The following is a 22145-nucleotide window of genomic DNA, read 5'->3' as shown; positions in this document are numbered from 1 at the left end:
AAGGGAGCTTTCAATAAAGTTCCCTTTTTATTTTGGTCTGGAAAAAATGCTGAAATGAAGGTTTAGAATTTTTTACTGTAGTTCACAAATAGGCGATCTTCACCAAAGTCATTGCCATGTTTTACATCATAATCAATACGGATGTATTGTAGCGAAATACCTTTAAGATAAGGCTGTTGCAATGCATAGTTGAGAATGAGATTGGACTCAGATTCATGATTTTTCTCACCATTGGCAGCTTTAAAATCATGACCATAGACATATTTCACCATTGCATTTAGGCCTGGTACATAATCTTTAAAATCATAGCCATACATCAGGTGATAAGACTTTTCATTCTTTTTAAAGAAGCCCGTCGCGTTCCAGTTTATAAAATAGGTTTCAGGCAGAAAACCATCAGGTAACGGATAGGCTGACTCACCAATAATTTGTTGATAACCCATACCAAAAGACTGATTGTTCACTTTCAGCATTTCAAGTAAACCAATATTTTGAGCATCGATATCGAAGTTGTGACCATCGTTCTTGGCATTAAAATATTTAAACTTGGAACTGAGACTAAAATTAGGCTGTTTCCACTGATGTTCTAATCCAACATAATGCTTGTTGTATAAGTCTTCTAAATTGCCAAAATAGTATTCTGCCTTCAATGATGGTGTGAGTTGATAACGCAAATCCAGATAATTTAGACCATCCGAGTAAACGGTTTTGCCATTCGCAGTAAAGGAGAACTTTTTAAAATCTTCTTCGTTGCGTGGCGATACTTTTTCAACCCGACCGATTTCCGCATACAACTGATCAGAAATTTGCGATTTTAAATTCGTCCCCCAATAAGAGGTGAGTAACTGGCGACTGGCATCCACCGCAGTCACAGGTAAGTCTAGCCAGAGTTCGCCCACACTTAATAAGGTTTTGTCATAACCCAGTTTCAGGGTCGCGCCATATTTTAAATAGTCGGATGCCTGTGATTGTGTTTGAACATCAAAAGGCAGAACAGTATCAGCGACATGTTTATCTTTACTTAAGCGCACTGCATATTGCACCGAAGCATCTGCACCAATGGTGATCGGCTTATCTGCGATATGCATCGGCGTTTCCTGCATTTTGGATTTATAAAATAAGGATGCTGCTTGTGACCAACTGCCTGTATCTTTGAGATTAGGATTATCAAAGTCTCGATTGATATAAGCATTCTTCAGGGTAAACTTCCATTCATCTTGAGCAGTTTGAGTCGCTTCTGCGGCAGCGAGTAGCGGGCTGTAAAAGCTCCCCATCACAAGTAGTGTAGAGGCTGTTAAGCCATGTGGTTTAAAGCGTGGTAATAAAGTCATAATCCATATCCAACGTGGGTGCGCCAGTCCTCGGCGCACTTATTTTTATTGCTGAGTCAGTGAAGCTTGTGTATTAAAGTTCGGTGCAGATTGTGCTGCCACTGAGGCTTTTAAATTGACCATAAAGATGGCAAGTGCAGCGATAATGCCTGGGATGGCAATCGCGAGAAAGTTCATTTGGTGAGGCAGTTCAAAGGTGAGCAAGGCACCCGTTAAGACAGGGCCAATGATGGCGCCAATTCGTCCAATGCCTGAAGCCCAGCCCATACCTGTTGAGCGTAATGCCGTCGGGTAGAATTGAGCGACAAAGGTATACAGGAGAATTTGTGAGCCAATGGTTGCTGCGCCTGCGACCGCAATCAAGCTATATAAAATAAACTGTGGACTATTAAAACCAAGCAAGATCAGGGCAGCCGCACCGATCACAAACATACTGGTAATCACAGGTTTTAAATGGAATTTATCTGCCAGTGCGCCACCGCCAATTGCGCCCACCATGCCTCCAATATTCAGTGCGAATAGGAATAACATACTGGCGCCTAAAGAATAGCCTGCCTGTAACATCAGTTTTGGTAACCAGCTTCCCAATGCATAGACCATCAATAAACACATAAAGAAGGCAATCCAGAACATGAAAGTACTAAAGGTACGACCTTGTTGGAACAGTGCGCGAACAGGGGCTTCGGTGGTGGTGCTTTCATTTAGGATCAGTTGGGTGTTGCTGGTTAATTCAGTTTCAGGTGCAATTTTAGTGACGATCATTTTGGCTTGATCGTGATGATTCGATTTCACTAAAAATGCCAGAGATTCAGGCAGGAACTTCCAGATCACAGGTAACAGTAATAGGGGAATGCCCGCAATTAAAAACATGATTTGCCAGCCCATATCTTTGACCAGCCATGCCCCCAGTAAGGCAGAGCTCATGCCACCAATGGCATAGCCACTAAACATTAATGCAACTAAGGTGCTACGAATTTTTTTAGGTGCATATTCGGTCATCAGAGCCACGACATTTGGCATCACACCTCCAATACCTAAGCCTGCAATAAAACGTAAAATTGCAAATTCAACTGGATTACTGGCGAAAGCACCGAGAAAGGTAAATCCACTAAATAAGGTGACACAGATCATAATCGTTTTTTTACGGCCCAGTTTGTCTGAGAGTGTGCCAAAAATCATGGCACCAAACATCATTCCGAATAAGGCTGCGCTGGCTAGCAATCCAGCTTGCACGGCAGTCAGTGACCATTGCTGCATCAGTAAGGGCAGTGCCACACCATAAATCACCAGATCGTATCCATCAAAAATAATAATGATTAAACACCAAATTAAGACTTTCCAATGAAAAGCCGAAAAACGGGCTTTATCAATAATGTCATTAATATTGACCTTGTTTGTATCCATTGCTTCACCTCCGATTTGTGAAGTACAGGTTATTTTTTATTAAGCTATTTTGTTATTGGGTCGGAGTCAAAAACCTAATTGATATATCTTTATGTCATTAAAGTATTGTGATTTCTATTGCTTAAATATTTGAAAAATATTGGTTTTAGTTTTTATTTTTATGCTGACATATAAAATGGTAAATTGGTGTGAAATATTAAAATACGAGAATACTGGTCATTTTAAAGTGGTGTTTTTAGATATTTTTGGATGAATAATCATTAATGAATAAATAATGTTTTTATTCAATGATCGGGTTATTTTATCAAGCGTTAAAATACTGGATGAAATTCGTTTTATCTTCGGATTAATTATTTTTGAGTTTTGCTTTTTAAATGCAAAAATCCAGAAAACGTCTAAGCTGAGTTTTCTGGAAAAATAGAGCGTAAGAAGTGTAATTTAGTTGTTAAGTCGAAGCTGAGTGCTTGATTGGTGTGAGAATAAAATGAGCAATAACGCCAATACAGATCCCCCAAAACACTGAACTTAAGCCTAGAAAATGCATACCAGAAGCGGTAGCAAGAAAGGTAATCAGTGCAGCATCATGGTGTTGAGGATTTTGCATCGCAGCCGTGATATTGGTTGCAATCGCTCCCAGTAAGGCTAAGCCTGCCAAAGCCGCAACCAGTTCTTTTGGCAATAAACTAAACAGCATGACAATACTGCCAGCAAACAGTCCGCCGAGAATATAAAAAATCCCATTGGCAATCCCCGCGATATAACGCTTTTCTTTGAGTTCATGTGCATCTTTGCCCATGCACAAGGCCGCGGTAATCGAGGCGAGGACAATGGTAATACCGCCAACACAGGCAACCGCTAAAGAGGCGATACTGGTTGCACTGATAATTGGTTTGGCTGGCGTGTCATAACCACTCAGTTTCATGATCGCCATACCCGGTAAAAACTGACCTGTCAGGCTGACCAGAATCAAAGGGAGTGCCAGATTTAAGGTGGAGTTCCATGACCATTCTGGGCTGATCCATTGTGGAACTGCCAGATTAAAACTCACTTCAACAGGATTCATTTTTCCCAAAAATAAACTGAGTAAGATTCCGGCTGCCAATACCCAGATCATGGTATAGCGAGGCATCAGCCGTTTTGCAATCAGAAATACCATCAGCATGCTAAACACAATCAAAGGCATGCTATCTGATGCCGTAAATAGATTGATCCCGAATTGGAACAGGATACCTGCCATCATTCCCGCAGCAACATCTTGAGGAATCCATTTCAGTAGTTTGTCGAAACAGCCTGTAATCCCAATCAGAAAAATCACAATTGCAGAAGTGATATAGGCCGCGACTGCTTCATTCAATGAAATGTCAGGAAATAACGTGACTAATAACGCCGTCCCCGGTGCAGACCAAGCGGTAATGACAGGTGTTTTATATTTAATGGAGAGATAAATCCCCGCAACTGCCGCACCGATGGAAATGCCCCAAATCCATGACACCATCATGTCTGTAGAAACATTGGCACGTTGCGCTGCCTGAAAGAAAATGATCAGTGGGCCAGAATAGGAAATTAGCACGGCAAGAAAGCCTGCAACCGTAGCTGAAATAGACCAGTCTTGTTTTAATGTTTTGAGTAAAGTTGTCATTCGGTGATGGCCTCCTTGCACATCTGAAACGAAAAAGATCAGGACTAACCCTGATCTCCACCTCCCACTGGGATGACGCTGCCAGTGATATAAGATGCATCATCAGATGCAAGAAAAACAATGGCTTTGACCTGTTCCTCAATACTGCCATAACGGCCCATAAATGTACGGTCTATGGTTTGGTCGACGACCTGTTGCATCCAGTCTTTTTCATTTTGACTCAGTGGATTGCTATTGCGAGGCACTTTGCGAGGCGGTGCTTCAGTTCCACCTGTGGCAATGGCATTGACGCGAATCCCGTCTTGGGCATGTTCAAATGCCAGCGATGCTGTGAGTGCATTAACGCCACCTTTGGCTGCCGAGTAGGGAATACGGTTAATCCCGCGAGTCGCAATCGAGGAAACATTTACAATCACACCCGCCTGTTGCTTGATCATTTCGGGCAATACGGCTCGACAACACCAAAGCGTTGGAAATAGCGAACGATTGACCTCCTTGATAATTTCTTCTTCCGAAAACTCCTGAAAAGGTTTCATCCAGATCGCGCCACCGACATTGTTGATCAATACATCGACCCGACCAAAATGTTGAAGCGCTTTTGCAACGACGTTTTGTGCACCCGTAAAGCTTTCAAGATCAGCTTGGATGGTCATGGCATCAGCACCCAATGCTTTTACTTCAGCCAATACTTCTTCGACATAATCAGAACGATCTGCCAGAATCAGTTGTGCGCCTTCGGCAGCCAGTTGTAGTGCAACACCACGGCCAATGCCTTGAGCACTGCCAGTCACAATCACCACTTTATGATTAAATCTTTGTGCTTGAGACATACATAATTCTCCATTAACCATCAATTCGCAGAGAACTTTTCGAACAGGAAATTGGCAGGTTTGATGTGTTCTGCATCTAACCAGCCACGGACTGCTTCGACCATTGGCACAGGGCCGCATAGGTAAATATCGACATCGCCCTTGTTTAGCCATTCAGTCTCAATATGTCCTGTGACATAGCCTTTACGTTCATGTTGACTGTCAGGATGTGCAACGACAGTTCGATATTCAAACCAAGGGAATTTCGCTTGTAATTCAGCTAGTTTTTCCAAAGCCACCAGATCAAAATCGTTGGTCACGCCAAACACTAAACGGATCGGTTGGATTGAACCTTTTTCTTCCAGTACCTGTAACATCGACATAAAGGGAGCGATACCCGTACCGCCTGCGAGCATCAGCACAGGACGCGTTACATTACGCAGATAAAAGCTACCGAATGGTCCTGTAAAGGTCATCTTGTCGCCAGCTTGTGCGGTTTTACTCAAGAAGTCGCTCATTTTGCCATTTGGGACATTACGAACCACAAAGCCTGTTAAACGGTTACCTGGCTTGGAGCTAAATGAATATGAACGGGTTTCACCTGTTGCTGGAATACCAACATTGACATATTGTCCTGCAAGGAAATGGATATCAGGTTGACCTTCATCCAGTTGAATATCAAATGTAATGGTGGAATCAGATAGATTTTCAACGCGGGCCAAAGTCCCTTGAAAACTATGAATTTCAGTTTTACAGACATCAGAGGAGGCCTGAATCTGAAAGACTGCATCTGAGCTTGGGCGACATTGGCATGCCAGAATATAACCTTGTTCCGCTTCTTCAGGCGTTAAGGCATCTTCAATATACGTTTCTTCTGGCATGTCATAACTGCCAGATTCGCAGAAGGCACGACAGGTACCACAGGCACCGTCACGACAGTCCAGAGGAATATTAATTTTTTGGCGATAAGCTGCATCGGACAGGGTTTCACCTTGCGCAACACTAATAAAACGTGTCACACCATCTTCAAATTGAAGTGCTACATTGTGGTTTGACATGAGAGATCCTACAAAAATAATTTAAATTTGGGACCTCAGCCAACAGTCCGTTTGACTGAGGAGACCTATTCTTTTAGAGGTGATAGATATCAATCACTTGATTGATATAGTCATTTTTAAGCACCACATATTTGCTCTGGATTTTCGGTTCATCACCTGAACAATCAATCACATAACGTGACATGCCAAAGTAGCTATAGGTAGTTTTATAGCGGAAGCTCAAGGTGTTCCAATTGAAGCGAACCGTGAGTTTATCTCCGTCACGCGCTACGATTTCAACGTTGGCAATATTGTGGCAAGTACGGGTATCAGGCATGGTGGCAGAGGAGCGTTCAGTTTTGATACGGAATACGCGGTCTTCCAAACCTTGACGATCTGGGTAATAAATCAGTGAGATTTCTGACTGCGGATCTTCGGTGAGTTGATCATTGTCATCCCAAGCTGGCATCCAGAAACTCGCTTCTGGCGCATAGCAACTGAGCCAGTCATCCCATTGTTCGTCATCTAAAAAACGTGCCTCGCGGTAGAGAAACTGGGCAATATTTTCCAAGCTGGTTTTGTCTTGATTGCTCATGCATTTTCTCCTTGAGCTGCGATTTCCTTCTCTGCGACAATGGCGTGTTTCATGGTATGCAACCAGTATTGATGTTGCGCAAGATACAAGCCTTCATCTTCGGTTTTGATTCCGCTCAACATCGGTTTGAGACCAATTTCATTGGCTGCATCATCAGGGCCATAAATCCAGTGTTTTGAACCGCGGCACATGTCATTCCATTCCAGCGCGATACCTGCATAACCTGCCTGACAGGCACGGAATTCTTCCAGATCATCAGGCGTGGCCATACCTGAGGCATTAAAGAAATCTTCATACTGGCGAATACGACGTGCGCGTGCTTCTGGGGCTTCACCTTTTGGTGCTATACAGTAAATCGTCACTTCAGTGCGATCGACTGAAATAGGACGCAATACACGAATTTGCGAACCGAATTGATCCATCAAATACACGTTTGGATAAAGACATAAGTTGCGCGAACGTTCGATCATCCATTTCGACATCGCTGCACCATATTTCTCGGTATATTCGTCTGCCTTCGGAAAGTTCGGACGATCTTCAGGATTGGCCCATTGTGTCCAAAGCAGCATATGACCATTTTCAAAACCATAAGAACCACCGCCTTGCTTACCCCAAGACCCAGCACTCATGGCACGAATGTTATCGGCAGCTTGTGTCTCTTTGCGGTGTTGCGTGGTTGCGGCATAGTTCCAGTGCACTGCTGAAACGTGATAACCATCGGCACCATTTTCAGCCGTTAGTTTCCAGTTTCCTTCATAGGTATAAGAGGAGGTGCCGCGTAGCACTTCTAGGCCATGGTCAGATTGATCAACAATCATGTCGATAATTTTGCTGGTTTCACCTAAGAACTCTTCAAGCGAAGGTACATCTGGATTGAGGCTGCCAAACAAGAAGCCTTTGTAATTCTCAAAACGGGCAACTTTTTTCAGGTCATGCGAACCATCCTGATTAAAGCAATCTGAGTAGCCCGCTTCACTTGGATCTTTGACTTTGAGCAATTTACCCGAATTGTTAAAAGTCCAGCCGTGGAAAGGACAAGTATAGGTTGCCTTGTTACCGCGCTTATGACGACAGAGTTGTGCGCCGCGGTGTGAGCAGGCGTTAATCATGGCATTCAGTTCGCCATTACGATTGCGGGCAATAATGATCGGTTGACGACCAATATGGGTGGTGTAGAAATCGTTGTTATTAGGAATCTGGCTTTCGTGCGCAAGATAAACCCAATTACCTTCGAAGATGTATTTCATTTCAAGATCAAATAAGGCTTGATCGGTAAACACTGAGCGATGAAGTTTAAATTCACCTGTGTCGATATTATCTACAAGTAGTTCATCAATACGGTCAAGGTGGCTGGTATTGATTACAGGAATACGTGGCATGTCCGTTCTCCGACTTTCCAAATCTGTGGAAGTCATCGAGATGCTTTCAAAAGTCTCTCGATATCCTAAAGGGTTAAATTCTGTGTGAGTCTTTTCACTTGAACCGATAATGATGAATACGGGGCAGCAATCTCAGCGGGGCGATTCATATTTCATCGGTTTATCTCTTGTCTATACCTTAAAAGAATGAGTAAACTCTGTCTAAGACTGAATTTATATTTTTATATATCTTAAAGGTATGGAAACCGCATGGAATTACGTCATTTACGGTATTTTGTTGCCGTTGTTGAAGAACAAAGCTTCACCAAGGCAGCAGAAAAATTATTTATTGCTCAACCGCCTTTGAGCCGACAGATCCAGAATCTGGAAGGTGAGTTGGGTATTCAATTGTTTGAGCGTGGAAGCCGACCATTACAGACCACACCTGCTGGGCATTTCTTTTATCAGCACGCCGTTAAACTTTTGTCTAATGCTGAAGAAATTAAGAGCATGGCGAAACGCATTGGACTGATCGATCGCAGTGTCACGATTGGTTTTGTGGGATCGTTACTGTATGGATTGTTACCCCGAATCATCTATTTGTTTCGGCAGCAGCAGCCGCATTTAAATATTCAACTGGTGGAAATGAGTACCACGGAGCAGTTACAGGCTTTAAAAGAGGGCCGTATTGATGTGGGCTTTGGGCGTTTGCGGATTAGTGATCCTGCGGTAAGACGGATTTTATTGCGTAAAGAGCGCTTGGTTGTGGCAGCACATACCAGCCATCCGATTGCGCAGCGGACGGAAGGGGTTTATTTGGCTGATCTGATTGATGAAAAGATGTTTATGTATCCCACATCTCCAAAGCCTAATTTTTCGACTCAACTGCTTAATATCTTTGCCGAGCATAGTTTAGTACCCAAAAATATGCATGAAGTGCGTGAAATCCAGCTGGCTTTAGGACTGGTGGCAGCGGGTGAAGGCTTGTGTGTGATTCCTGCCAGTGCCGATACCATTCGTTTTCCCCATTTGAATTATATTCCGATTTTGGACAATGGTGCGGTCAGCCCAATTTTTCTGACTGCACGGGCAATGGATCGTAGCGAAGACTTACAACTGTTATTTGATTGTGTTTATCAGGTCTATGATCTGGAAGGCATTCCATATCAACGGACGGTGTTTACACTTGATCAAAACCCGATTGATGATTCGGTTGGGATTGATTTTTAAACACGTATAAAAATGCCTAGTCTTTAAAAACTAGGCAGATGATCAATCCAGAAATTGACTCGAGATCTTTGAGGCGATTATTTGCTTTGCAATGTTTTTAAATCCTTCAATACCTGATCAGCATGGGTTTGCGTATTGACGCTGGTATAGTGATACATCACTGCACCTTGAGGATTGAGTAGAAAACTTTCTCGCTTGGCAATCTTGGTAATACCCAAGTTTCGAACAATACCAAATTTAGTTGCAAGTTCGCCTTTATCATCTGCAAGAATTGGGAACGGTAAACCGAGTTTTTCTGAGAATTTTTGATGTGATGCGACATCATCCAGACTGACACCCAGTACTACAGCATTTGATTTTGAAAATTGTGGATACAGCGATTTAAATTGATTGGCTTCTTGGGTACATCCTGCGGTGTTATCTTTAGGATAAAAATACAAGACGACCCATTTGCCTTTATATTGATTTAAGGTATGCCATTTGCCACTTTGATCTTGCAGTTTAAAATCTGGCGCCGATTGTCCAACCCATTCTTTCTGTGCGTTATCTTGCTTAGAAAATAAGGTGCTTTGCGCTGTACTTAGGCTGGATGCGCTGAGTAAAAAAAGTGAACCGCATAGCACTAGAACTTTGGACTTTATCGTATTCATCATTCTATTCTCAAAGTGTAATAGCACATACTTTAGCAAATTTAGAAATTGAATGTGTTAGAAAATTCTTTACAGAATTTTGATCTGCTTTATATATTTAAATTGAATAGTGATTTAAAAAAAGAAAAGGAAAATCAATGGATGTTGGTGCGGTTCTCATTAAATTAAAAACAAATACACAGGCAGAGGTCGAGGCTTGGCAGCAAGAAATTGAAAAACGCAAAGCAGAAGCAATTCAAACGCTTCAAGCTGAAGGTGTAACAGTTGAATCTTGGTTTCAACTTGAGTTGAATGGAGAAAATTATTTACTTGCCTATACGCGAGCTAAATATATTGCTCAGGCGCAACAGGTCGCGAAAAACAGTTCATTTGAAATTGATAGATATCATCAGCAATTTAAACAGCATTGGGAACAAGTCATTCCAACAACATTATTGATCGATTTGGAAAATAATGATGAGAAAGAAACAGGTTATACTTCGGAGCAAGTTTGAATAATTAGGCAACAGTGTGGAACAAAAGATTTTACTGATTACAGGATGGGGCGGTGGTGCCGAATTATTAAAACCATTACATGAAGCTTTAGAGAAACAAGGACATGTGGTTGAGCGGATCAATATCTTTAATGCGCTAGATGATGACATCTTGCAACAGCATGTCGAACTTGCCGTGAAGTTTGATGTGATTGTCGGATGGTCGCTGGGCGGGCAACTGGCAACCATCTTGGTCAATCAAATACAACAACAATATGTTCAACAGAAAGTTTTAATCACTTTAGCATCGAATCCATGTTTTGTTGCTCAATCGGATTGGTCGGCAGCAATGTCTGTTGAAACCTTTATGCAGTTTAAGCAGTCATTTGAACAGGATGCGATTACTACGCTAAAACGGTTTGGCTTATTGGTGTGTCAAGGTGCAAGTTCCGCAAAAAAAGACTTTTTAGCCATGCAGAAATTGATTCGCCCACAACAGATTACATTGCTTCGGGATGGGTTACAGTTGCTGGAGCAATTAAATCTGGTTGAAATGTATAAAAACAATCAGGGTGGACAGTTGCATGTGTTCGCTGAGCATGATGCTTTAGTTCCTTACCAAGTTGTACGTAATCTTGATAATTTGTCTACAAAGAATTTATCTATCATTTCTGTTGAAGGGGCTTCACACGGTTTTCCATGCTTTATGGTTGAGCAGACTGTGCAAATAATTGAGGATTTTCTTAATGAGAAGGTTTAATCTTGCTTGAATTGAGAGTTCTCGCAATTTATTTTAGATTTTGACAAGTTTAAGATTGCACATACAGATTTTATAGTTGTTAGGGTGGAGTCGTGCTGAGTTTTAATTTAATTTCTGGATAAGCTTTCAGCTAGACTTACTTTGGTTTCGCCCAAAGTAAGCAAAGGCATTTGTTAAGCTGATGGTACGTCCTTGTACCACAGCTTAACGGGCGGCATCCATGCCGCCTCCATGATCGTAGACATTGCCATGAATTTAGTTGGCTTAGGATGAGGAGTAAGTAAAGGATGACCGATTTATTTGATTTAGAACATATATGGCATCCTTATACTTCGATGTTAAATCCTCTGCCAACCTTTAAAGTCAAACGTGCTTATGGTACGACTATTGAACTAGAGGATGGAAAAATCTTGATTGATGGCATGTCATCATGGTGGTGTGCGATTCATGGTTATAACCATCCTGAACTGAACCAAGCGGTTTCAGATCAATTACAGAACATGGCGCATATCATGTTCGGTGGTCTGACCCATGAACCTGCGATTGAGTTAGGCAAATTATTATTAAAGATTACGCCACCAACTTTAGATAAGATTTTTTACGCAGATTCAGGCTCGGTTGCAGTAGAAGTGGCCTTGAAAATGGCAGTGCAATATTGGGTAGCATTGAATCAACCAGCCAAAACTAACTTTATTACCACCCGTTCTGGTTATCATGGCGATACATGGAATGCGATGTCCGTATGTGATCCAGTCACGGGGATGCATCAGATTTTTGGCACGAGTTTACCGAATCGAATTTTTGTCCCTGCGCCACAAAGTCGATTTGATGGAGAGTGGAATCCGCAAGATATTCAGGAACTCAAACAGCAGATTGAACAGCATCATCACAGCATTGCTGCATTGATTATTGAGCCGATTGTACAAGGTGCAGGCGGCATGCGTTTTTATCATCCTGAATATTTACGTCAAGCCAAAGCTTTATGTGAGCAATATAATTTATTGTTGATCTTTGATGAGATCGCAACAGGTTTTGGGCGTACAGGCAAAATGTTCGCTTGGGAACATGCACAAGTTGAACCCGATATTATGTGTATCGGTAAAGGTTTGACTGGTGGCTATATGACATTATCCGCAACATTAACCACCAAGCAGGTAGCTGAAACCATCAGTCGTGGTGAAGCAGGTGTCTTTATGCATGGCCCAACCTTTATGGCGAATCCATTGGCTTGTGCGGTTGCATTAAGAAGTACCCAATTATTGGTAGAGCAAGATTGGCAAGCGAATATTCAACGGATTGAAAAGATTCTGGCTGAACAATTAACCGATTTAGCTCAGCTTGACCATGTTGCAGATGTACGGGTTTTAGGGGCGATTGGGGTGGTGGAGTTAACCGCCAATGTTGATATGAAAACCTTACAGCAACAGTTTGTAGAACGTGGTATCTGGGTACGTCCATTTGGAAAATTGGTCTATGTGATGCCGCCGTATGTGATTAGCAATGATGAACTGAACTATTTATTAGCGCAGCTGATTGAAGTAGTGAAAAGCATGCAGGGAGTCAATGCCAATGTCCTTGCTTGATCATTATGCCGAGCACCTTGACCAGCTCAAACAACAAGGGAATTTCCGTCAATTTACTTCAAATCAACAGCAGGGAAAGTGGATTACGATCCAAGATCGGACCATGTTGAATTTGGCATCCAATGATTATTTGGGCTTGGCTGCTGATTTAAGTTTAAGAGAAGAATTTCTCGATACATTGAAAATCGAACGTGCATTATTTAGTTCATCTTCGTCGCGCTTACTGACTGGTAATTTTGCAGAATATGAACAATTTGAAAATAGCCTAAGCAAAGCATTTGGTCGTGCTGCCTTATTATTCAACAGTGGCTATCACATGAATATCGGCATCTTACCTGCTTTGGCGGATAGTAAAACTGTGATTCTGGCTGATAAATTGGTGCATGCCAGTATGATTGATGGGATTCGGTTATCAACCGCTCAATATGTGCGTTATCGACATAATGATTTACAGCATCTGGAACAATTATTGCAAAAGTATCATCAAGATGAGCAAATTGAACGCATTATTGTGGTGACTGAAAGTATCTTTAGTATGGATGGTGACGAGACTGATTTAGCGGCATTGGCTCAGCTAAAACAACGCTTTGCTAAAACCATGTTGTATGTGGATGAGGCGCATGCCATCGGCGTAAGAGGTGAGCAAGGCTTAGGTTGTGCTGAGCAGTATGGCGTGCTGGATCAGATTGATTTTCTAGTGGGAACTTTCGGTAAAGCGATTGCTTCGGTGGGTGGTTATCTTATTTGTGATCCAATTATCCGTGACTATCTCATCAATAAAATGCGTTCACTGATTTTTAGTACCGCATTGCCGCCAATTTCAATGGCGTGGTCTGATTTTATCTTTAATAAAGTGTTGAACATGCAACAACAGCGGCAGCACTTGGCTGAAATCAGTCAGTATTTACAGCAGGCGGTGATTGCAAAAGGTTTTTCAAGCCCGTCGAGTAGCCATATTATTCCGATTATTGTCGGGGAAAGCCAAGCTGCAATTGAAAAAGCTCGCTATGTGCAGCAACAGGGTTTTTATGCCATGCCAGTACGACCACCAACCGTACCGCAGAATAGTTCACGTTTACGTATCTCGTTGACCTCTATGGTACAAAAAAATGAATTGGAACAATTGGTGGAGTGTTTGTGAGCATCAATAAAGCACTGGTTGCGCAGCGTTTTGCCAAAGCAGGACAAAGCTATGTTGAGCATGCGGTTATACAAAAGCAAATTAGTGCACAGCTATTTGAATATCTCAAAGTTTATTGTCCGCAATATTTAGCTTCTGTACTTGAGATTGGCTGTGGTTCAGGCAATTTAACTCATTTGTTTCAGTCCCATTTTCAAATTGAGCAACTGTTTTTAAATGACTTGTATGACGATGTTGAGCAGCATTTTTCAAGCGTCGACAAGATTAATTGGTTGATCGGTGATATTGAGCAACTGATTTTACCTCAGTCCTTGGATACTGTAATTTCCAGTTCAGCATTACAGTGGATGATTGATTTACCTGCTTTATTGCAGCGGATTCATTCTGCGTTAAAACCGAATGCCTATTTTTGTTTTTCTAGCTTTGGCCCTGACAATTTGACCGAAATTAAGCAGTTAACAGGACAAGGTTTAAATTATGTTGATTTGGATACTTTGCGACAGCAGCTTGAACAACAAGGTTTTGAAGTGCTGTTCATGCACCAAGATCATAAGCAGCGTTATTTTGATCATCCGAAATCGATATTGCAGCATTTAAAGGCGACAGGTGTAACGGCAACCGCAAAGTCGCATCGCTGGACCAAGCAATCCTTACAACAATTTTATTCAGATTATGAACAGTTTCATGATGAGCAGGGTTTTAGTCTGACTTATCATCCGATTTATGTGATTGCGCGGAGAACAGCATGAGTGCAGCAATTTATTTTGTCAGTGGTATTGATACTGAGATTGGTAAAACTTATGCCACAGGCTATCTCGCCAAGCTCTGGACAGAACGGGGGCAACGTGTCATTACCCAAAAGCTGGTACAAACGGGTAATGTCGAGATCTCGGAAGATATCGAAAAACATCGTGAAATTATGGGCAGTGGCTGGTTTCAGGAAGATCATGACAAACTGACCATGCCTGAAATTTTTACATATCCGGCTTCACCTCATTTAGCGACGCGTTTGGATGGGCGAGATTTAGATTTTGCCAAGATTGAAGCTGCGACTAAACAACTTGCCCAGCGTTTTGATGTGGTACTTTTGGAAGGTGCGGGTGGTTTGATGGTACCTTTAACCACAGAACTGTTGACCATTGATTATATTGTGCAGCATCAATTTCCTGTGATTTTGGTGACTTCTGGGCGTTTAGGAAGTATTAATCATACTTTGTTGAGTTTAGAGGCTTTAAAGCAGCGTGGTTTGAGTTTGCATGCTTTGGTGTATAACTTAAAGGATGAGTCGAAAGATCCGATTATTTCAAAAGATACCGCAGATTATTTAAAGACTTATTTAGCAAAGCATTTTCCTGAGGCTCAATGGATTGACTTGGAAAAATTCTAATTTAATTCATTAAATTTAGAATCTTATTCAATAGGAGGAACCGCAGTGTCTTCCCGAGTTTTCTCAAATGAATACCACATGATCTTACTTTTCAAGGATGAAAAGTAACAAAAATCCTTTGTAGGGCTGACGATATATCCTTATACCGCAGCCCTACGGGCGGCATCCATGCCGCCGTCACGATAGCTAATAGATTTTGGAAGCCATTTAACTAATAAATTTAAGGTGACTAACAATGAATAAAAATAATTTTATCTGTATGGCTCTGTGCCTATCAGGCCTAATCTCGACAACTCATGCTGCCGTACCAACAGATAAAACCATTATTAGTTGGATTACTAATTTTCAGGATTCAAATGCCAATCCACCTCAATCCATTCAGATCGATTCTACCGAAGCAGTGAAGTTGATCTCGGGAGAAGAAGCTTATCTATCAGGTGTGAGTTTTGAAAATGCAGGGCGTAACTTTTGGGCAGGTTATGTATTAACCCGTCCAAAATTAAAACAGGCGCGAATCTTAAAAGCGTTTGGTGGTCAATCGAATAGCTTCATAGTACATTCCACCGTTTATAAAGGTAAACCGATTCAGTTGGTGGAAATTGAAAGTGCAGGTTCAGGTCAGGGGACAGTTGAATCGAGTAAAAGTCTAGTTTATTTAAATCAATGGACGAGTAAGCTGATTGCAGAGGTTGAAGAATCTTCCTATGAAGGACGTTATGATGACAAGTTAGGTGCAGAGGATTGCCGAACTGGTCGGGATAATTCAGGCTATTTAAATGTGATGCCTTATTCGCCTTATGTTGTTCAGACTACAGTCACAGGCAATGCCTGTAATAACAAACCACAAGGCTATAAAGTCAGCAGCAAGTTGATTCCTATTGTGATCAGTGAAATAAAATAAAAAAAGCCAACAAGCGAACTTGTTAGCGTAGGAGTAAGTTTGTGGTTATTGGATTTAATTTATTGTTCTCGTTTTTTAGTTATTACTGACAATGCCGATTTTAGTGACATTGGTTTGTTGAGCCAGCGCCATGACCATCGCGATATTCTTATATTCCGCTTGTGCATCGGGCTTAAATTTAATTTGATCCTGATCGGCTTTTTGAGCCACAGATTCGAATAAAACCTTAAGTGCCTGACGGTCAGCCACTGCTTGATCATTCCAGAAAATATGCCCTTGTGCGTCGATACGTAGGTTAATGGTTTCTGGTGGTTTCTGATCTGTTGGCGGCGGCGGTGTACCATTTGGCAAGTTGATGTTAATAGCATTGTTCGGAATCGGGATAGTGATAATGAACATGATCAACAGCACCAACATGACATCAATCAAAGGTGTCATGTTGACGTCGAGCATCACATCTTCTTCATCATTTTTTGAACCCACATTCATACCCATGTGTGATTGCTCCTGTTATGGCGAAGTCGCAGGTGGGGTGGTGACAAATGCAATTTTGCCAATACCCGCTTGCTGAGTCGTACTAATCACCTGATCAATTGCTTCGTAATGGGTTAGTTGATCGCCACGAATATGAACTTCAGGCTGCGGACGTTTTTGCGCTTCAGCCTGCAAACGAGTAAGTAAAGTTTCTTTATTCGCTACATGTTGTTCATTCCAGAAAATATCGCCTGTTTTATTCACTGAGAGCTGGATATTTTGTGGTGTCGTGGCATAAGGTGTGTTTTTTTCTTCTGGTAGTTTTACCGGAACCGTATGTGTGACCACTGGAACAGTGATTAAAAAGATAATCAGCAGTACCAGCATGATGTCGACTAATGGTGTCGTGTTAATTGTCCCAATGACATCATTATCACTTTGATCTGAATTAATCATCATGCCCATAATGATGTTCCTTATTTAGAATCACGGTTTGGGTGGTTGCCGTTTAATTCACCGCTAAGTAAGACAGCGTGTAGATCTGATCCAAATGAACGGACATTGTCCATGACGGCTTTATTACGGCGAGTTAACCAGTTATAGCCCAGTACAGCAGGCACTGCGACTGCAAGACCAATCGCTGTCATAATCAATGCTTCGCCCACAGGGCCAGCCACTTTATCAATTGACGCTTGGCCTGAAATACCTATCGCAGTAAGGGCATGATAAATTCCCCAAACCGTTCCGAATAAGCCGACAAATGGCGCTGTTGAACCAACCGTTGCAAGGAAAGCTAGGCCATTGCTGAGATGACTTTGTACCTTTTCAATGGCGCGCTGAATTGAAATGGTCACCCATGTATTGAAATCAATACGTTCTAATAAAGTGCCGTCATGATGTTTGGTCGAGCGGATGCCTTTTTCTGCGATATAACGATAGCTACTGTTTGCATTTAAGCTGTCGGCCGCACTATTTAATGATTCAGCTTCCCAGAAATTACGCTCAGCTTCTGTAGCATGGCGTTTGATTTTACTTTGTTGAAAGACTTTAGACAGAATGATGTACCACGTGCCAATCGACATCAGTACCAAGATAAATAAAGTCGATTTTGCAACCAGATCACCCTCACGCCAGAGTGCTTCTAAACCATAAGGATTATGCACTTTCTCAGTTGTGGCTGCTAAAGGTGGTGGTGTCGGTGCCGCTTGGTTTGTAGCATCTGTACTGACGCTGGTGACGGCTGTGGTTTGCGTGGTTTCATCTGCCCACACTGTTGTAACTGGAAGCAAGGTGGTACCTGCGATGAGGCCAATTGCTGCGATTCGTGAGATACGTTTTGCTGTGTTTTTCATCTAAAAATTCTCCAAAAATTTGTTTGTTCAATGCATTTATTCAGGAAATCGTGAATGGATATTCGATTTCGTACCATTCTTGTTGTGGTACACCGTCTTTCATCGCTGCTTTAAAAGTACACAGGCTATAAGCTTTAATCGCTGCTTTATCTAAACTTTTACTGCCACTCGATTTTTTAACTTTTGAGTCAATCACCTTGCCAGAGGCATCGACCAATACACGAATACGTACAGTGCCTTCTTCCTCATTCATCAAGGCTTCACGCGGATATTCAGGTTTTTGACAACCCGCTTCACCTTCGGAAACACCACGTGAAATCCCTGCGGGTTTGGCAGGAGCTGCAGGCACGGCTGATGCGACAGGCGCTGCAACTGGACTCGGGCTTGGTGTTGCGGGGGCAGGCGTTGGTGTTGCAACTGCTGTTTGGGTCGGTTGCGCTGGTGCCGGTTTTTGCACAGGCATGGCTTTCTCCACCTGCTTTGGTGGATCTGGCATTTTTGCCACTTTCTCTACCATTTTCGGTGGCTCGGGTGGCTTTTCTTTTGGTTTTGGTTCCTCTAGTTTTGGAGGTGGTGGTTTGATGTCCTGAATAATCTGTAGTTCTACAGGCTTATCGACAGGCTTGGTAAAGTCGGTCGCTAAACTTGTCATCAGAATATAGGCGATAATGAGATGTAGAAATAACACCAGACCAATGCCAACCAGGCGTTTGGCAGGTTGATTTTCATTCTCAGAAAAGGGGATGCCCATAATTACTCCTGAAATTGTAATCATGGATTCATCGTTGTTTGGAGGAGATCAATTAAAAAATTGATACTGACCACTTTAATTTTTGATGAATCAGAGGATTACGGTGAACCACTGCGACATAAGCAATTTATGTTGCAGTGGAGAAACTTATTAAAATTTGTAGGTGCCTCTCAGGAAATATGCTCGACCCGTTACATCGCTATAGCGAGGGTCATAACCATATTGGAAGTTGTCTAATACATTCGATGCTGATGGTTCTGCATCAAATATATTTTTTATACCTGCGGTAAGCTCTAGATTTTTAAAGCCTTTATAGGTTCCTGAAACGTTGTACAAGGTATAGTCACTGACACGGTGGTTGTCATATTTATCATCACCCGTTTCATTCTGGTCTTTATAACCTCGGTAGAACTCTTGCTCGAATACCATTTTCCAGTTTTCATAGCTCCAATTTATATTTGCAACATGCTTCCAGCGTAAAATTGCAGGATCATCGTACTTGCCTGCATAGCTGTCCCAAACGCCACCTTTTTCTTCTTGTCGGTCATATTTAATAATATAAGTACCATCGATTCCGAAGCCAAAGCGGCCTGTTACCGTCATTGGAGTGAGGTAATTTAGGGCAAGGTCAATCCCTTGGGTTTTAACCCCACCCATATTGGTTAATGCACTATTGATATATTGGAGGCGGCCATCTTCTCCACGAATGAAGCGATCTGCATATTTTTCTGGATCACCAAAAATCATGGCTTCACCAATACTATTAATCAGACCGTCAATTTTGATGTTGTAATAGTCGGCAGAGAAAACCAGATTCTTAATCGGCTCTACTACAAAACCAGCCGTGATCGAGGTAGATTCTTCTGGTTGTAAGCCTTTGGTTCCGCCCTGAGTACGATAAAATTGCGTATTACATTCAGTCTTATATTGGTCTGAGATTGCTTGTCCATTTGGGCAAAGCACAGGATCATCGTATTTTGCTCCTGTATAGGTTTTACTTTGAGGTGCATTGATGTCATACAAACTTGGTGCACGGAAACCTGTACTGTAAGAGGTGCGGAACATTAATTGTTTTAAAGGTTCCCAACGGAAAGCTACTTTGGGATTGAAAGTATCACCAAAATCACTGTATTTGTCATAACGAGCAGCAAGTTGGGCTTCTAGTGTTTTGGTAACAGGGATATGTAGCTCAGTAAAGAGAGCGGTGATATCGCGTTTGCCCTTACTTTCCGGTTTGTCTGGATCAATACCACTTCCTGGAACTTGTCTCACAATCTCTGAGTTAACATTTGCTTTCCAGTCCTGAGAACTAAAGCTTCCCCCGAATGCAAAACCAACATCGCCAGCGGGAAGGGTATAAATTGGACGACTGACATTAAAGTCAAATGTCGTTGCAGTTAGGGTACCTTTATTGGTATCTCCCTTAACTTCGAATGATTGCCATATATTTTGATCTGCACTTGGACCAAATGGGTTCAGTTTCCCTGCATTTAAAGCAGCCTGTACTTGGCTCTGATTGAGATAGCCGCCAGCAAAACCATCTGTTGCTTCACTGCGGGCATAAGAAATACCTGTGTTGATATCCCATCCATATGCTTCACCTTCTAAAGCAAGTAGCGCTCGATGTGATTCATTGACAGGATTGGATATACGATTGCCCGCTTGTGAACGTAAATAAAGTTCTAAAGGTTCTCCACTTAAACCACTGACAGCAGGAGTAATACCATTTCCTGGGTAATAAGGACTTGTTGAGGGAAGCGTAACTGAACGACTGTAAACATCAGGAGCAATAGAAGTTGTCACTTCATTACGTGAATAAATATATTCACCAATGGCATTAAAATTATCATTTAATTTGAACGTACCGCGTCCGAGTGCAGAAATTGTTTCTGATTTTGGAACGATACCGATCAATGCTTGCGTATTTAGATAGCACAGTTCACCATCTGAAACGGTATTTGGAGCGTTATTACATTGAGTATTTGCATAAGGATTGCCTAGTTTTCCTGTTTTTGGATCACGAAAATTGGCTGGAAAACCATTGGCTGAACTTGCATCAATTCCTAATTCTGGAAGAAGCCCGCCTCGTTTACTGGCTTTACGATCACTTGCCATGATGTCATTTGAACGGCGGTAATCAATAACGCCCATCACATTAAAACCCTGCTCCTCCAAATCCCCATAGCCACCAAATATTGAGACATCTTGTTTATCACCACCACTTTCTTCAGGCTGGATTAAACCCGCGCTGATATTTAATCCTTCAAAGGACTTTTTGGTAATGAAGTTGATTACACCTGCAATCGCATCTGCTCCATAAATTGCAGAAGCTCCATCACGGAGGATTTCAATACGATCAACCATCGCCATTGGAATAATATTCAGGTTAGTCGTTGATGTACTAAATGGGCTATACGCTAAACGGCGACCATTCAATAAAATCAAGGTCTTATCAGTACCTAAGGCACGTAAATTGGCCGATGAACCTTCGGTATTGCTTGCACCCACATTTTGGGCGGTTGCGAAACCAGCTTGGTTAGCACTGACTTTGGTTAAAGCTTCTTCAACAGTGGTCACCCCTTGCTTGGCAAGGTCGTCGGCTTTAATAATTGTAATGGGAGAGGCACTTTGTGCCGCAACGCCTTTGATCGAAGATCCTGTTACGGCGACCTTAACAACCTTGGTTGGTTTTTCCTCAGTGGTGGTTTCCGTATCGGCAGCATGTGCCATGGTCAGGCATAGTATACTTAAGCTCAATGTACTGAGTTTAAGCAGGGTTTTACCCGATTTTTGTGTGAAGTCTGGTGCAGCGAAGTTGGCTTTTTTCATTGTTTATTGAACCCCTAGATCGTTTGCCACTCTAAAATTAGATAAATCCGTTTTAGCAAGACCTGTGCCAAGCCCTATTTTTAGATTTCGCTTAATGTAGAATAAATTATGTAAAAGTGTTTTAGTTTTTATATATAAGCTTTTCATATTTTTACTAAATATTAAAAAACCAAAAATAATGAAGAGAGTGGAAGGTTGTCATAAAGTTACAAAATGAAGGTTCACAGATGATGCATTAAAATGAATCATAAAGTTTTATTTTTGCTTTTTTGTAGTGCAAATACTTTCCTATTTCAATAAAACATGTATTTTATTATTCTAATTTCATTGAAATAGGAAATAATATAAAAAAATATGATTTGGCATAAAGTTACTTTTATTTAAGATGCCTGAAAACCAGATTTGCTTTAAATAAGTATTGGTTAAAAAATAATCATGATT

General features: G+C 41.8%; 21 protein-coding genes. 8 read left to right on the top strand and 13 right to left on the bottom strand.

What is annotated here, in order from left to right; genetic code table 11:
* Window positions 1-62 precede the first annotated feature (62 nt).
* The 7 genes from AWW72_RS03225 to benA form a co-directional block, all read right to left on the bottom strand.
* Window positions 63-1331 (bottom strand): OprD family outer membrane porin, encoded by a 1269-nt coding sequence (locus tag AWW72_RS03225; RefSeq protein ID WP_062846439.1) that lies wholly within the window; start codon window positions 1329-1331, stop codon window positions 63-65.
* A gap of 45 nt (window positions 1332-1376) precedes the next feature.
* A complete protein-coding gene (locus tag AWW72_RS03220) occupies window positions 1377-2735 on the bottom strand; it encodes an aromatic acid/H+ symport family MFS transporter (RefSeq protein ID WP_062846438.1) in 1359 nt (452 codons plus the stop codon).
* 445 nt (window positions 2736-3180) lie between these two features.
* Complete coding sequence (gene benE, locus AWW72_RS03215) at window positions 3181-4374, bottom strand: benzoate/H(+) symporter BenE (RefSeq protein WP_062846437.1); 1194 nt, start codon at window positions 4372-4374, stop codon at window positions 3181-3183.
* Window positions 4375-4418: 44 nt separating this feature from the next.
* Window positions 4419-5204, bottom strand: a complete 786-nt coding sequence (gene benD, locus AWW72_RS03210; RefSeq protein ID WP_062846436.1) for a benzoate diol dehydrogenase BenD — start codon at window positions 5202-5204, stop codon at window positions 4419-4421.
* 20 nt (window positions 5205-5224) lie between these two features.
* Window positions 5225-6241, bottom strand: a complete 1017-nt coding sequence (benC, locus tag AWW72_RS03205) for a benzoate 1,2-dioxygenase electron transfer component BenC (RefSeq protein ID WP_062846435.1) — start codon at window positions 6239-6241, stop codon at window positions 5225-5227.
* A 73-nt stretch (window positions 6242-6314) separates the two neighbouring features.
* Window positions 6315-6815, bottom strand: coding sequence for a benzoate 1,2-dioxygenase small subunit (gene benB, locus AWW72_RS03200; RefSeq protein ID WP_062846434.1), 501 nt, complete (start codon window positions 6813-6815; stop codon window positions 6315-6317).
* Window positions 6812-8194 carry a benzoate 1,2-dioxygenase large subunit gene (gene benA, locus AWW72_RS03195; RefSeq protein ID WP_005256256.1) on the bottom strand — a complete coding sequence of 461 codons (1383 nt, stop codon included), beginning with the start codon at window positions 8192-8194 and terminating at the stop codon, window positions 6812-6814. The genes benB and benA overlap by 4 nt, the downstream gene beginning before the upstream one ends.
* A gap of 249 nt (window positions 8195-8443) precedes the next feature.
* Between benA and AWW72_RS03190 the strand changes: the two genes are divergently transcribed.
* Complete coding sequence (locus AWW72_RS03190; RefSeq protein ID WP_004770853.1) at window positions 8444-9403, top strand: LysR family transcriptional regulator; 960 nt, start codon at window positions 8444-8446, stop codon at window positions 9401-9403.
* A 77-nt stretch (window positions 9404-9480) separates the two neighbouring features.
* On the opposite strand, the gene AWW72_RS03185 is transcribed toward AWW72_RS03190, so the two are convergent.
* On the bottom strand, window positions 9481-10056 hold the full coding sequence (locus AWW72_RS03185; protein WP_062846433.1) for a peroxiredoxin: 576 nt from the start codon (window positions 10054-10056) through the stop codon (window positions 9481-9483).
* Window positions 10057-10190: 134 nt separating this feature from the next.
* Here AWW72_RS03185 and AWW72_RS03180 point away from each other — a divergent pair, with 134 nt between their 5' ends.
* The 7 genes from AWW72_RS03180 to AWW72_RS03150 all read left to right on the top strand — a co-directional run bounded on the left by AWW72_RS03180 (window position 10191) and on the right by AWW72_RS03150 (window position 16298).
* Window positions 10191-10547: a DUF6176 family protein gene (locus AWW72_RS03180; RefSeq protein WP_062846432.1), complete on the top strand. Its 357-nt coding sequence runs from the start codon at window positions 10191-10193 to the stop codon at window positions 10545-10547.
* A 16-nt stretch (window positions 10548-10563) separates the two neighbouring features.
* Entirely contained in the window at window positions 10564-11286 is a 723-nt protein-coding gene (locus AWW72_RS03175; protein ID WP_062846431.1) for an alpha/beta hydrolase family protein, read from the top strand.
* Window positions 11287-11573: 287 nt separating this feature from the next.
* Entirely contained in the window at window positions 11574-12869 is a 1296-nt protein-coding gene (gene bioA / locus AWW72_RS03170; RefSeq protein WP_062846430.1) for an adenosylmethionine--8-amino-7-oxononanoate transaminase, read from the top strand.
* Window positions 12856-14010, top strand: a complete 1155-nt coding sequence (locus AWW72_RS03165; RefSeq protein WP_062846468.1) for an 8-amino-7-oxononanoate synthase — start codon at window positions 12856-12858, stop codon at window positions 14008-14010. The genes bioA and AWW72_RS03165 overlap by 14 nt, the downstream gene beginning before the upstream one ends.
* Complete coding sequence (gene bioC / locus AWW72_RS03160) at window positions 14007-14759, top strand: malonyl-ACP O-methyltransferase BioC (protein ID WP_062846469.1); 753 nt, start codon at window positions 14007-14009, stop codon at window positions 14757-14759. Before AWW72_RS03165 ends, bioC begins: the two co-directional genes overlap by 4 nt.
* Window positions 14756-15397 (top strand): dethiobiotin synthase, encoded by a 642-nt coding sequence (bioD, locus tag AWW72_RS03155; RefSeq protein WP_062846429.1) that lies wholly within the window; start codon window positions 14756-14758, stop codon window positions 15395-15397. The genes bioC and bioD overlap by 4 nt, the downstream gene beginning before the upstream one ends.
* 235 nt (window positions 15398-15632) lie before the next feature.
* Window positions 15633-16298, top strand: a complete 666-nt coding sequence (locus AWW72_RS03150; RefSeq protein WP_062846428.1) for a hypothetical protein — start codon at window positions 15633-15635, stop codon at window positions 16296-16298.
* Between the two features lie 75 nt (window positions 16299-16373).
* Here AWW72_RS03150 and AWW72_RS03145 read toward each other — a convergent pair whose 3' ends face one another.
* The 5 genes from AWW72_RS03145 to AWW72_RS03125 all read right to left on the bottom strand — a co-directional run bounded on the left by AWW72_RS03145 (window position 16374) and on the right by AWW72_RS03125 (window position 21704).
* Window positions 16374-16793, bottom strand: coding sequence for an ExbD/TolR family protein (locus AWW72_RS03145; RefSeq protein WP_062846427.1), 420 nt, complete (start codon window positions 16791-16793; stop codon window positions 16374-16376).
* 15 nt (window positions 16794-16808) lie between these two features.
* Window positions 16809-17237 (bottom strand): ExbD/TolR family protein, encoded by a 429-nt coding sequence (locus tag AWW72_RS03140; protein ID WP_062846426.1) that lies wholly within the window; start codon window positions 17235-17237, stop codon window positions 16809-16811.
* 11 nt (window positions 17238-17248) lie between these two features.
* Window positions 17249-18124 carry a MotA/TolQ/ExbB proton channel family protein gene (locus tag AWW72_RS03135; protein ID WP_062846425.1) on the bottom strand — a complete coding sequence of 292 codons (876 nt, stop codon included), beginning with the start codon at window positions 18122-18124 and terminating at the stop codon, window positions 17249-17251.
* Window positions 18125-18164: 40 nt separating this feature from the next.
* Window positions 18165-18875: an energy transducer TonB gene (locus AWW72_RS03130; RefSeq protein ID WP_062846424.1), complete on the bottom strand. Its 711-nt coding sequence runs from the start codon at window positions 18873-18875 to the stop codon at window positions 18165-18167.
* Between the two features lie 150 nt (window positions 18876-19025).
* Window positions 19026-21704 (bottom strand): TonB-dependent receptor, encoded by a 2679-nt coding sequence (locus AWW72_RS03125; RefSeq protein WP_062846423.1) that lies wholly within the window; start codon window positions 21702-21704, stop codon window positions 19026-19028.
* Window positions 21705-22145: the final 441 nt, after the last annotated feature.

This window comes from Acinetobacter sp. NRRL B-65365 (assembly GCF_001605865.1).
Lineage (GTDB): Bacteria > Pseudomonadota > Gammaproteobacteria > Pseudomonadales > Moraxellaceae > Acinetobacter > Acinetobacter vivianii.
This window is presented reverse-complemented; position numbering and strand designations above follow the sequence as displayed.

Bases quoted from the DNA above. Each gene is read 5' to 3' on its own strand.
- AWW72_RS03225 (WP_062846439.1), bottom strand. From the start codon at position 1,331: ATGACTTTATTACCACGCTTTAAACCACATGGCTTAACAGCCTCTACA.
- AWW72_RS03220 (WP_062846438.1), bottom strand. From the start codon at position 2,735: ATGGATACAAACAAGGTCAATATTAATGACATTATTGATAAAGCCCGT.
- benE (WP_062846437.1), bottom strand. From the start codon at position 4,374: ATGACAACTTTACTCAAAACATTAAAACAAGACTGGTCTATTTCAGCT.
- benD (WP_062846436.1), bottom strand. From the start codon at position 5,204: ATGTCTCAAGCACAAAGATTTAATCATAAAGTGGTGATTGTGACTGGC.
- benC (WP_062846435.1), bottom strand. From the start codon at position 6,241: ATGTCAAACCACAATGTAGCACTTCAATTTGAAGATGGTGTGACACGT.
- benB (WP_062846434.1), bottom strand. From the start codon at position 6,815: ATGAGCAATCAAGACAAAACCAGCTTGGAAAATATTGCCCAGTTTCTC.
- benA (WP_005256256.1), bottom strand. From the start codon at position 8,194: ATGCCACGTATTCCTGTAATCAATACCAGCCACCTTGACCGTATTGAT.
- AWW72_RS03190 (WP_004770853.1), top strand. From the start codon at position 8,444: ATGGAATTACGTCATTTACGGTATTTTGTTGCCGTTGTTGAAGAACAA.
- AWW72_RS03185 (WP_062846433.1), bottom strand. From the start codon at position 10,056: ATGATGAATACGATAAAGTCCAAAGTTCTAGTGCTATGCGGTTCACTT.
- AWW72_RS03180 (WP_062846432.1), top strand. From the start codon at position 10,191: ATGGATGTTGGTGCGGTTCTCATTAAATTAAAAACAAATACACAGGCA.
- bioA (WP_062846430.1), top strand. From the start codon at position 11,574: ATGACCGATTTATTTGATTTAGAACATATATGGCATCCTTATACTTCG.
- AWW72_RS03165 (WP_062846468.1), top strand. From the start codon at position 12,856: ATGTCCTTGCTTGATCATTATGCCGAGCACCTTGACCAGCTCAAACAA.
- bioD (WP_062846429.1), top strand. From the start codon at position 14,756: ATGAGTGCAGCAATTTATTTTGTCAGTGGTATTGATACTGAGATTGGT.
- AWW72_RS03150 (WP_062846428.1), top strand. From the start codon at position 15,633: ATGAATAAAAATAATTTTATCTGTATGGCTCTGTGCCTATCAGGCCTA.
- AWW72_RS03145 (WP_062846427.1), bottom strand. From the start codon at position 16,793: ATGGGTATGAATGTGGGTTCAAAAAATGATGAAGAAGATGTGATGCTC.
- AWW72_RS03140 (WP_062846426.1), bottom strand. From the start codon at position 17,237: ATGGGCATGATGATTAATTCAGATCAAAGTGATAATGATGTCATTGGG.
- AWW72_RS03135 (WP_062846425.1), bottom strand. From the start codon at position 18,124: ATGAAAAACACAGCAAAACGTATCTCACGAATCGCAGCAATTGGCCTC.
- AWW72_RS03130 (WP_062846424.1), bottom strand. From the start codon at position 18,875: ATGGGCATCCCCTTTTCTGAGAATGAAAATCAACCTGCCAAACGCCTG.
- AWW72_RS03125 (WP_062846423.1), bottom strand. From the start codon at position 21,704: ATGAAAAAAGCCAACTTCGCTGCACCAGACTTCACACAAAAATCGGGT.